Origin of the sequence: Nocardioides oleivorans, assembly GCF_004137255.1 — a bacterium.
GTDB lineage: Bacteria > Actinomycetota > Actinomycetes > Propionibacteriales > Nocardioidaceae > Nocardioides > Nocardioides oleivorans.
On sequence record NZ_SDWT01000002.1, the window covers coordinates 187,108 to 199,041 of the forward strand.

General features: G+C 64.9%; 6 protein-coding genes. 1 reads left to right on the forward strand and 5 read right to left on the reverse strand.

The annotated features are described in order from the left end of the window. Positions 1-85: 85 nt before the first annotated feature. The 5 genes from EUA93_RS16680 to metH form a co-directional block, all read right to left on the reverse strand. Positions 86-1,606, reverse strand: a complete 1,521-nt coding sequence (locus EUA93_RS16680) for an ABC transporter substrate-binding protein (RefSeq protein WP_420819083.1) — start codon at positions 1,604-1,606, stop codon at positions 86-88. 212 nt (positions 1,607-1,818) lie between these two features. Continuing rightward, on the reverse strand, positions 1,819-2,466 hold the full coding sequence (locus EUA93_RS16685) for an HAD family hydrolase (protein WP_129401443.1): 648 nt from the start codon (positions 2,464-2,466) through the stop codon (positions 1,819-1,821). 55 nt (positions 2,467-2,521) lie between these two features. Next, positions 2,522-3,148, reverse strand: coding sequence for an RES domain-containing protein (locus tag EUA93_RS16690; protein WP_129401444.1), 627 nt, complete (start codon positions 3,146-3,148; stop codon positions 2,522-2,524). Continuing rightward, positions 3,142-6,954, reverse strand: a complete 3,813-nt coding sequence (locus EUA93_RS16695) for a type IV secretory system conjugative DNA transfer family protein (protein ID WP_129401445.1) — start codon at positions 6,952-6,954, stop codon at positions 3,142-3,144. Before EUA93_RS16695 ends, EUA93_RS16690 begins: the two co-directional genes overlap by 7 nt. A 182-nt stretch (positions 6,955-7,136) precedes the next feature. Then, complete coding sequence (gene metH, locus EUA93_RS16700) at positions 7,137-10,802, reverse strand: methionine synthase (RefSeq protein ID WP_207208843.1); 3,666 nt, start codon at positions 10,800-10,802, stop codon at positions 7,137-7,139. Between the two features lie 250 nt (positions 10,803-11,052). Between metH and EUA93_RS16705 the strand changes: the two genes are divergently transcribed. Continuing rightward, complete coding sequence (locus EUA93_RS16705) at positions 11,053-11,898, forward strand: PAC2 family protein (RefSeq protein WP_129401447.1); 846 nt, start codon at positions 11,053-11,055, stop codon at positions 11,896-11,898. The last annotated feature ends 36 nt before the right edge of the window (positions 11,899-11,934 follow it).

Consider the following 11,934-nt stretch of genomic DNA (forward strand, 5'->3'; position numbering starts at 1 on the left):
ACGCGTGCGCGGGTCCGGGGGCCACCTCCGGGGTGGGGAGGCGGCCTCCGGACCTCACGCACATCTGTCGGTCAGCGGGTGTGCGCTACTGCCCGCTGTCGACGGTGACCGAGTCGAACTCCTCCGCGGTCAGCGGGCTCGGCACGACGCCGTCGACGCCCGGGCCGACGACGAGCGCCGGCGGCGAGTGGCTGATCGGCAGGCCCGGGAGGTAGTTCTCCATGATCTGCTGGTTGATCTCCTCGAACGCCGCGGCGCGCTCGTCCTCGTCGACGACGGCGTCCGCCGACTTGAGGTCGTCGGCCAGCTGCTTGCCCCACGGCATGCCCTTGGTGCCGAAGTCGTTCTCCTTCAGGTTGCCGAAGAACGTCCCGATGAAGTTGTAGGGCGAGTCGTAGTCACCGGTCCAGCCGAGGATGTACGCGTCGTAGCGACCTGCGGTCACGTTGTCGAGGTAGCCACCGTTCCAGGACGCGGTCTTCACGTTGACCTTGATGCCGACGGCCTCGAGGTCGGTGCGCAGCGCCTCGTAGATCTTCTCCGGGTCCGGCATGTAGGGCCGGCTCACCTCGGTCGGGTAGGCGAAGGTGAGCTCCATGCCCTCGGCGCCGGCCTCGGCGAGCAGCCGCTTGGCCTCGTCGGGGTCGTAGGCGTACGGCTCGAGGCTGGTGTTGTAGCCGCTGACCGTGTCGGGCATGAACTGCGTGGCCACCGTGGCGCCCTCGGGCAGCTGGGTCTGCACCAGCTGGTCGCGGTTGAGCGCGTGGTAGAGCGCCTGGCGGACCTGGGGGTCCTTCAGCTGCGAGTTCGCGCCGTCGAGGTTGAAGCCGAGGTAGAGGATGTTGAACGCGTCGCGGATCTCGACGCTGTTGCCGTCGTCCTCGAGCCCCTGCCAGTCGACCGGGTTCGGGAGGTCGTAGCCGTTGATGCTGCCGGCCTCGAGCTCCTGGCGACGCGTGCTCTCGTCGGGGATCACGCGGAAGACGAGCTCGCTGACCCCGGCCTTCTCGCCGTAGTAGTCGTCGTTGCGCTCGAGGGTGATCGTGCCGTTGGCCTCGTCGTAGTCACCGAAGGTAAAGGGGCCGGTGCCGACCGGGTTGTCGGCGTAGTCGGGGAAGCTGAAGCCCTCACCCTCGGCGGCGATGCCGTTGGCGTCGCCCTCCTCCATCGCGGTGGGCGACTGCATCGACAGCGACGCCAGCGACAGCATCGTCGGGAAGCCGGACGTCGGGCCGCTGATCGAGATGGTGGCCTCGTAGTCGCCCGTGGCCTCGCAGCCCTGGTAGAGCGAGTTCTCGGCGTCGTTCTTGAACGAGCCCATCACGTAGCCCCAGTACTCACCGGCGGTCTGGCCGGCCTCGTTCTGGTCGAACATCCGCTCGAAGTTCGCGCAGACGGCGTCGGCGTTGAAGTCCGTGCCGTCCTGGAACTTCACGTCGTCGCGCAACGTGAAGGTCCACTCGGTGCCGTCGTCGTTGGGCGTCCACTCGGTCGCCAGCTCGGGCACGATCTCGGCGGTGCCGGGCTCGATGCCGACGAGGCCCTCGAAGATCTGGCGGGTGACCCGGAAGGTCTCGCCGTCGGTGGCGTAGAACGGGTCGAACATCTCGGGGGCGCCTGCCGCGCCGAAGACGAACGTGCCGTCGTCGCCGCCTCCTCCCCCGCCCTCGTCGTCTCGCTGGCTCTCTGCACAGCCGGCAAGGGTGGCGCCGGTCAGAACTGCTGCGGCCAGCGCCGCCACGCTTCGTCTACGGGACATCCGCGATCCTTCCGAGTAGGTGTGGCGGACACCCTAGACCCAGAGGGGTGTGTGATCGATCACACCGGTCTGGTCAACCGCCGCACTGCTGCGGTGTCGAGGCCGGACAAGGTGTCCGCGAAGACACGTCGCTCCCCCTCGAGGATCGGCACGTGGTGCGGCACGCACAGCACGGTGCACCCGGCCGCGGCGGCGGACTTCGCCCCGACGTTGGAGTCCTCGATCGCCACGCAGTCGGCGGGGTCGAGGCCGAGCTCGGCGGCCGCCGTGAGGTACGGCTCGGGGTGCGGCTTGCCGAACTCGACGCGGTCGCCGGTGACGACGGTCGTGAAGGTGCCCTCCGGCAGGTGGGCGAGGATCGGGGTGACGAACCGCTGCCACGACATCGTCACGAGCGCGCAGGGCACGCCGTTGCCGTTGAGGTCGGTGAGCAGCTCGAGGGCCCCGGGGCGCCACGGCACGTCGTCCTGGACCCGGGTGACGACGCCGTCCAGCAGCTCGTCGACGATCTGCTGCGGCGTGCGGTCGATGCCCATGTGCACGCGGATGTAGTCGCCCGAGTCGAGCAGCGCGTTGCCCACGAGGTTCATGGCGTGCTCCTGCGACCACGTGCCGCCGTACTTCTCCGCCATCGCGTACTCGGTCTCGATCCAGTACGGCTCGGTGTCGACGAGGGTGCCGTCCATGTCCCAGAGCACAGCCTTCATGACGAGCCTCGTGGGGGTGGGCAGATCGATGGCAGAAAGTGCTTCAAAGTCGCCATCAGTTAAGCGGTCCGAACGTAAGTCCGGTGCTGTGGGTGTCGAAGACCCCAATGCCCAGTTCCGAACGCAAAACGTCGAGCCAGTATGCGGAATCAAGTCGCTCGGCGGTGCCCCGTGCCCAGCCTTTGCGCTCCCCTACAGGACCGAAGAGCGCAAGCGACACGCCAGCGTCGGTCACGTCATGGTTGGCCCAGAACCGGATGCCTCCAAAACCGTCTGTCTTGAAGGCACTAGCCCAGCCCTGACAACGATCATAGGGAAAGTCGGTTCCAAACCGGCGCGTCACTCCCCAGCCCGTCGCCAGCGGATCAAAAAAGTTCGCGACACGAAACGCGCGCGGCAGTCTAAGTCTGCGAATGCGACGAGTCTGGAGATCGATGAGCGCCACCGCCCGCGCGCCTCTCACCACCGTTTCCAGGACCGCCGTATTCGAGTTCAGCGCCACGTGACAGGTCCCGTTCGGACTCTGCAGACTGAACCGCTGAGTTTCGCCGAAAAACCACGGCCCGTAGCCCGCGCCATGCACGCGCCACACTTCCGTTCCGAGGGGCACGGTCTCATCTGGAAAAGACTTCAAGGCGTCCGGCGTTGCTGGCGCCTTCGGAATCCTATCGCCCGTCACCATGACTCCTCGGCATATGCATGCGCCGCATTGACGACAACCTCCAAATCGCCACCATCCCGGAGCCAATCAATCGGGCTCGCTCCGCCCAATGCGACTGACGGAGATGCCAACCACGCGGCCTGCGTCCACGTAGAGAATGGCGACGCACTCACGGTCCTCACCACCACTGACAAACCTGCCACGATTCTTGAGTTCATCACGTGGCTCGTCGGCAGAACTGACATCCCGTCCGAGGTCTCAAGAACAAGTAGTCCGCCCCGCCTTGCCAGGTCCGTGAGAGCCTCGAGACTCATGCCAATGTGACCAGCAACTTCATTGGCGGTGGCAACCGGACCAATCACGTCGGACCAGTTGCGGGGGGGAGGCGCCGCTGCGGGCGCGGCGACCTTCGATCCTGCCGTCGCTTGCACTGCAACGTCGCCGTCTGCGGTGGGCGCTACCCGTTCGCGCTTCTTTAGCCATTCGTCTAGGAAACTGCTACCCCGAGTCCGATCAGCGCCCGATGACACCTTTGCGCGCTCGACTGTCGAATCTTGAAGCAGATCATGATGGCGCTCTTGCACCTCTCTTTCCGCATCCACTCGCCGCACGACGAGGTCGCGACTTACGAGATACTGCCGAGTCTCGTCGAGTAGACGAGGGTCTAGGGCAGGCTGCGAATACTCGGTGCGAATAGTAAAACTGGGCAGCGCAACGCCTGAAACGGTGGGGCGCAATACGCAGTGGAACCTTTGCAACTTCGTAAGATCGCTCGCGTCAACGTCAAGTTGGCTAGCTAGTCGTTGCGCATCGGAAGCATTGACTGGAAAAACTGCCAGCGTACCGACATTCCCTAGAATAGAGTCAATAAGGTTCTCCGACGTCATTCCGGTGTTCGCGGAAAACATTCTCAACTGCGCGATGTTCTGGTGGGCCATAACAAGGCCAACACCAAACTTTCGAGCTTCCGCCAGAAAAGTCTCAAAATCAGCGTTGGCGAACTTCTGAAACTCGTCGACGTAGACGAAGAAGGGCGCTACGTGGGATGTCCGCCGACCGGGTGACAGCAAGGCTGCCCGCAATCTCATCAGCACCATGGATCCAATAAATTCAGCCGTACGCGAACCCACGACCGATTCTGGGATCGAAACCACTAGGACGCCATTTTCATTTGCTAAACGGTCGACATCAATCGTGTTTCGGCTTCCGCCTAGCAGCGCACGCAGCGTCGAATCATTGCGTAGGTCATCAAACTTGGAGACGACCCACGAAATCAGATCTGGATAGTCAGTCCCCCTCTTCAGAGAGTCATGCGACTTCCAGCGAGCGAGCAGATCATGATCGGTTATCGACTTCCGAACGCCCTTCTGCGCGGTGTCGTCCGTCAAGAGAAGTCCCGCGTCCACCAGTGAAGGGGTATACGGATAATTGGAGTCAAGCATCGTATCGAGAAGGAGCCGAACTATGGCGTCAAAGCGCGGACCAGAAAACTCGTGGTAAACGCGACCCTTGAGCAACTCGAGTACCTCTTGCACGACCTGGGACTTCCGAAGCGGGTCATCTCCCACTCCGAGCAACGGGTTTAGCACCGGCACGATGTCCGGATCATCGAAGTTCATTAGTTGCAACTGGTCCCGCCGACCCTCCGGCAGAGAATTCAGCACATGGGATGCAAGATCGCCATGAGGGTCAATGACCGCCATCCCGGTACTCGGGCTGCGTAGTTCATGGCTAGCCATGCCACGCAAAAGGTTTGTCTTTCCTGAGCCCGTCCGTCCGATGACGTAGGCGTGCCGCAGGCGGTCCGAGTCTGGAATTCGGACTTCGACCTTCTTCGTCCCCTTTGGATGCGACACGTCCGCCCGACCGAGCGGCATGCCGCTTGGGGGAAATTCGCCCTGCGGCGCAGCTCTGCGGTACGCAGCGGGCGAACGAGAAATGCTATACCACCTACCGAATGGAGGATGGAAGACTTGCAGAGCCCTCCCAATCGTGGTTGGAATCCAACCGTTCAAGTCGGTCTCGAATATCGCATCACTGCCACCTCCGACCTCGACCGCAATGAATTCAAGCAGGGCAGACGGCAGCGGATCGTCTGATGACGCTGCAACCTGAACATCGATAGCTCGATCTGCGACGCCACTCGATCGAATGCTCTTGACGATCGACTCCCGAGCTGCAAACTCGACGGCCTCAGGCTGCAGCGCAGCACCTTCGATAGCCCCAGTCGCGGAGGTTGGGCGCACGCTCAACTCGAGAACAGTGGGAGAGTCCAAAGAGCAGAGGTAGTCGACCAGGTACGCCCAATCTGGGAAGCCTCTGATCGTGTCTCCACCGTTGCCTGAAAGAGACGATGAATACCTTCCCGAGCGCCACAGGAGCGGATCTCCATTACCTGAGCTTTCCTCGGAGTCAAAACTGAAACTTATCCCATATAGGCCAACGAAGGCGGCGTGAACCAACTCCCCCACCGACGTGCGCAGTGCTGCCGCCTCGACGGCGGTGGCATCTTCCACAACACAGCGAACCTGCACCACGGGGGTCAGGCCCACGCTAAATCCTCGAGTGCTCAGGATGCGATAGGTAAGTTTCAGGCGAGACTGAGTCATACGGCTCACAACTGCCAATAGCCTACCTTGGCGTGTGAAGGCTTCTTCAAGTTTTTCATTGCTATACGTCGAAAGAACAGCACTAAACACGGTGTGGGTCCCACTTCGAGAGGTCGAATCTTCATGCGACCCTGGTCGATCCTCGTAGCGCATCTTTCGCGTAGGCACATCACCAGAGAGCGATTTCAGTTCCGCGGCAATGTGATCCCACAATGTTTGGAGGTCTTCTCGCTGCCCTTGCTCTCCCATCGCCTCAGTGTTTGCAATCGCTGATTGAACCTGACCGAGGCACATCCTGAGGTAGTCATATCCTAAAGCGCCTGAGGATGGCACCGACTCAGGGAGGATTACCGCTTCGGCAGTTGATCTCGAACCTCGAGTGACAAGATTTAATGCATCTTCGTATGCCCGACTCTCGCGCAAGGAAAACTTCTCATAATTGACTCGGTCGACAAGGTTGAGAAGGAAGTCATCCGGATCGTCGACGCGATTTAAGTCGTCCAAGAGAGACCGGAGTTCCTCGGCGCGGAAATCAATCTCGGGGTAAAGCCAGTAGCCGCGCCATATCTCACTCGCTCGAGAGGCATCTGACCCAGAACTCACAGACAGTAGCGTTGCTGTGTCCCCAAGAGAACTGTGTGGTATCTCGATGCCGACTCCAGCTACATTGAGTTCACGCAACTCGCGCCCATCGATGTCGTAGGTCGAACTGACTGTCAGTTCCTTGGAATCACCGCTCTCTTCTAGCGTCGGTTGAAACGTAAAACTTTCCCGAACACTTACTGCGGCCCGACTGTGATTGTCGAAGGGCGACATTAGGCTGACACTTAGCCTCGAATCGCCGGTTTCGGAGAGGAAGATCGCGCTCAGCCTTGCCGAGTAGCGACTGACTATGTCACGTGCCTCCTTCGTGAGCGTGGCTCCCGAAAATACGACGATATGCGCGTTTAGTGAGAATGCGGTTCGCAGGACCGACTCGACCGTTAGCGCTCGTCGACGTTCGTCCGCAGCGACATACTGTTCAAATGTCGACTGGATCGATGCCTCAAGTGGGGTATGGCCATGTTCATCTGCCCGAGATAGAAGATTCGCCCATACGTGAGAGTTGACGCTCGGCCCAGTTAGATGTGCAACGAGGACACGAACGCCGCTTGCTTGTGGGCGCCATGCGCCGTCGTCAGTTCCTACGGCGACGTCTTTCGGCTCTACCTTGGCCATGACCGCAGCATAGTAGGACGCTGCTTGTCGTCGATTCAGCTTGGCCAGGGCGCAGATGTCGACATGGGTGTAGGACCGGATCCAAACTCGCGCTCAAGGGGGCAAGGACGGCCAGATCCTCAAAGGCACTACGCAGTTCGGCGTCCGTACCCCAGCGACGCTAGGCCCAGTGGCGATCCGCCTCAGTCCTCCGGGTCGTAGCCGAGGTTGGGTGAGAGCCACCGCTCCGCCTCGGTGAGCGTCCAGCCCTTGCGCTCCGCGTAGTCGGCGACCTGGTCGCGCGCCAGGCGGCCGACGACGAAGTACTGCGATTGGGGGTGGGAGTAGTAGAAGCCGCTCACCGAGGCGCCCGGCCACATCGCCATCGACTCGGTCAGCTCGATGCCGGTGCTGGCCTGGACGTCGAGGAGCTCCCACAGCGTCAGCTTCTCGGTGTGCTCCGGGCAGGCGGGATAGCCGGGGGCCGGGCGGATGCCGTCGTACTGCTCCTTGATGAGACCCACGTTGTCGAGGTCCTCGTCGGGCGCGTAGCCCCAGAGGTCCGTGCGCACCAGCTCGTGCAACCGCTCGGCGAAGGCCTCCGCCAGGCGGTCGCCCAGCGACTCGATGAGGATCGCGTTGTAGTCGTCGAGGTCGGCGCGGAAGGCCGCCACCCGCTCGGACAGCCCGTCGCCCGCCGTCACCGCGAAGCCGCCGACGTGGTCGACCAGCCCGGACTCCTTCGGCGCGACGAAGTCGGCCAGCGACCGGTTCGGTACGCCGTCGCGGTGCTCGCCCTGCTGTCGCAGGTGGTGCAGCGTCGCGTGCACCTCGCTCCGGTCGTCGCCGGCATAGAGCTCGATGTCGTCGCCGACGGAGGCGGCGGGGAAGAACCCGACCACGCCGTGGGCGCGGATCCACTTCTCCTCGATCATCTGGTCGAGCATCGCCTGCGCGTCGTCGTACAGCCTGCGGGCGGCCGGGCCGGACGTCGGGTTGTTGAGGATGTCGGGGAACGAGCCCTTCATCTCCCACGCGTTGAAGAACGGCTGCCAGTCGATGTAGGGGCGCAGCTCGGCGAGGTCGTGGTCGCGGAACACGCGCACGCCCGTCCCCATCGCCGGGACCGGCGGCTGGTAGCCGGTCCAGTCGACCGTGGTCGCGTTGGCGCGGGCGTGCTCGAGGGTGGTCATCGGCCGGTCGTGCTTGGCCGCGTGGCGGGTGCGGAGGGAGTCGAAGTCGGACTGCACGTCGGCCATCAGCTTCGTCCGGCCGGTCTCGTGGAGCAGGGCCGCGGCCGTCGGCACCGAGCGGGAGGCGTCCTTCACCCAGACCACAGGGCCGTCGTACTTCGGGTCGACCTTCACCGCGGTGTGGGCGCGCGAGGTGGTCGCGCCGCCGATGAGCAGCGGGATGTCCAGGCCCTGTCGCTGCATCTCGGCGGCGAAGTTGACCATCTCGTCGAGCGACGGGGTGATCAGCCCGGACAGGCCGATGATGTCGGCGCCCACCTCGACCGCGGTGTCGAGGATCTTCTGGGCCGGCACCATCACGCCGAGGTCGATGACCTCGTAGTTGTTGCACTGCAGGACCACGCCGACGATGTTCTTGCCGATGTCGTGCACGTCGCCCTTGACCGTGGCCATGACGATGGTGCCGTTGGTGTCCTTGGCGGTGGCGAGCTCGGGGTTGTCGAGCTTCTCCTGCTCGATGAACGGGATGAGGTAGGCGACGGCCTTCTTCATCACGCGGGCGCTCTTGACCACCTGCGGCAGGAACATCTTGCCGGCGCCGAACAGGTCGCCGACGACGTTCATCCCGTCCATCAGCGGACCCTCGATGACCTCGATCGGTCGACCGCCACGATCGGCGATCTCCTGGCGCAGGATCTCGGTGTCGGACTCGACGTGCGCGTCGATGCCCTTGACCAGCGAGTGGGTGATCCGCTCCCCGATCGGCAGCGAGCGCCACTCGTCCTCGGCGACCTCGTCGGCCTCGGCGGACCGGTTGTGCTCCTCGGCGATCTCGAGCAGCCGTTCGGCGGCGTCGGGGCGCCGGTTGAGCACGACGTCCTCGATGCGCTCGCGCAGCTCGTCATCGACCTCGTCGTAGACGACCAGGGCACCCGCGTTGACGATGCCCATGTCGAGGCCCGCGCGGATCGCGTGGAACAGGAAGACGGCGTGGATCGCCTCGCGCACCGGGTTGTTGCCGCGGAAGGAGAACGACACGTTGGAGATGCCGCCGCTGACCTTGGCGCCCGGCAGGTTCTCCTTGATCCAGCGGGTGGCCTCGATGAAGTCCTGCCCGTAGGTGGCGTGCTCCTCGATGCCGGTCGCGACCGCGAAGACGTTGGGGTCGAAGATGATGTCCTCGGGCGGGAAGCCGACCTCGTCGACGAGGATCCGGTAGGCCCGCTCGCAGATGGCCTTGCGCCGCGCGAGGTTGTCGGCCTGGCCGTCCTCGTCGAACGCCATCACGACCACCGCGGCGCCGTACTTGCGGCACAGGCGGGCGTGCTCGCGGAACGGCTCCTCGCCCTCCTTCATCGAGATGGAGTTGACGATCGCCTTGCCCTGCACGCACTTGAGGCCGGCCTCGATGACCTCCCACTTCGACGAGTCCACCATCACCGGCACGCGGCTGATGTCGGGCTCCGCGGCGATCAGCTTGAGGAAGCGGTCCATCGCGGCGACGCCGTCGATCATGCCCTCGTCCATGTTGACGTCGATGACCTGCGCGCCGGCCTCGACCTGCTGCGCGGCCACCGTCAGGGCGGTGTCGTAGTCGCCGTCCTTGATGAGCTTGCGGAAGCGCGCGGAGCCGGTGATGTTGGTGCGCTCACCGACGTTGACGAAGAGGCTCTCCTCCGTGATCGTCAGCGGCTCGAGCCCGGACAGGCGCATGACCGGCTGGTGGGTCACGGGCTCGCGACGCGCCTTGCCCTCGACCGCCTTCGCGATCGCCCCGATGTGGTCGGGCGTGGTGCCGCAGCACCCGCCGACGAAGTTGAGGAAGCCCGCCTCCGCGAACTCCGCGAGCACCCCGGCCGTCTGGTCGGGGGTCTCGTCGTACTCGCCGAACGCGTTGGGCAGGCCCGCGTTGGGGTAGACGCTGACGAACGAGTCGGCCAGGCGGGACAGCTCGGCGACGTAGGGCCGCATGTCGCGGGCACCGAGCGCGCAGTTGAGGCCGACCGCCAGCGGACGGGCGTGCCGCACGGAGTCCCAGAACGCCTCGGTGACCTGTCCCGAGAGCGTGCGTCCGGAGGCGTCGGTGATCGTGCCGGAGATGATGACCGGCCACCGGCGCCCCTGCTCCTCGAAGAGCGTCTCGACGGCGAAGATCGCGGCCTTGGCGTTGAGGGTGTCGAAGATCGTCTCGACCACCAGCAGGTCGGACCCGCCGTCGACCAGGCCGCGGGCGGCCACGAGGTAGGCCTCGGCCAGCTGGTCGAAGGACACGTTGCGTGCGCCCGGGTCGTTGACGTCGGGCGAGATCGACGCGGTCCGCGTCGTGGGACCGAGCGCTCCGGCGACCCAGCGCGGCCGGTCGTCGGTGGCGACGGCGTCGGCCGCAGCGCGCGCGAGCCGGGCCGACTCGAGGTTCAGCTCGTAGGCCAGATCCTCGAGGCCGTAGTCCGCGAGCGAGACGGCGTTGGCGTTGAACGTGTTGGTCTCGATCACGTCGGCGCCCGCGCGGAGGTACTCCTCGTGGATGGTCCGGATGATCTGGGGCTGGGTGATCGACAGCAGGTCGTTGTTGCCCACCAGGTCGCTCGGGTGGTCGGCGAAGCGCTCGCCGCGGTAGCCCGCCTCGTCGGGGCGGTCGCGCTGGATCGCCGTGCCCATCGCGCCGTCCAGCACCATGATCCGCTCGCTCAGGATCGACGTCAGGGCGTCGGTGGCGTCCGGGCGGTGCTGCGGGTTCACGATGTGGCCTTCCTCGATGCCGGCGCGGCGCGCGCGGCGTACGCACCAAGCCTAGGAACGTGTGTCCGGCACGCGGACCTGGTTCCCACATCGTGGCACCCGCCGACACGGCCACGAAATCATCAAGAACCGGTCACGACGGCTGGGTCGGGCGCCCCGGCTGGGGGGATCGCCCTAGTCTGGGGAGGTGATCGAGTTCGACGACGTGCAGGACCTCGTCTCCCCCGTGGTGATCGCCGCCTTCGAGGGCTGGAACGACGCAGCCGACGCAGCGTCCGGCCTCGTCGACCACCTGATGGAGCAGTGGAACGCCGAGATCATCGGCGCCATCGACCCGGAGGAGTTCTACGACTTCCAGGTCAACCGTCCCGTGATCACGACCGACGACAACGGCCACCGTCGCCTCACCTGGCCGACGACGCGGATCGCCGTGGCGCGCCCGGTCGGCCTCGACCGCGACATCATCCTGGTCCGCGGGATCGAGCCCAACATGAAGTGGCGCCAGTTCTGCGCCGAGCTGCTCGCCGCGTGCGACGACCTCGGTGCCGAGCTGGTCGTGACGCTCGGCGCCCTGCTCGCCGACAGCCCGCACACGCGCCCGATCCCGGTGACCGGCACCGCCTCCGAGCCCGAGCTCGTCGACCGGCTCGACCTCGAGCAGTCGACCTACGAGGGCCCGACCGGCATCGTCGGGGTCTTCGGCGACGCCTGCACCCAGCTCGACATCCCGTCGGTGTCCTACTGGGCCGCGGTCCCCCACTACGTCGCGCAGCCGCCCTGCCCCAAGGCCACGCTCGCGCTCCTCGGCCAGCTCGAGGAGCTGCTCGAGACGCCGATGCCCCTCGGCGACCTGGTCGAGGACGCCAAGGCGTGGGAGCGCGGGGTCGACGAGCTCGCGGCCGAGGACGAGGACGTCGCCGACTACGTCCGGGCGCTCGAGGAGACCCGCGACACCGCCGACCTCCCCGAGGCCTCCGGCGAGGCGATCGCCCGGGAGTTCGAGCGCTACCTCAAGCGCCGCGACTCCGACTGATTGCCGGCCCGGCGGTGCGCCGCACCGTGAGCGGGT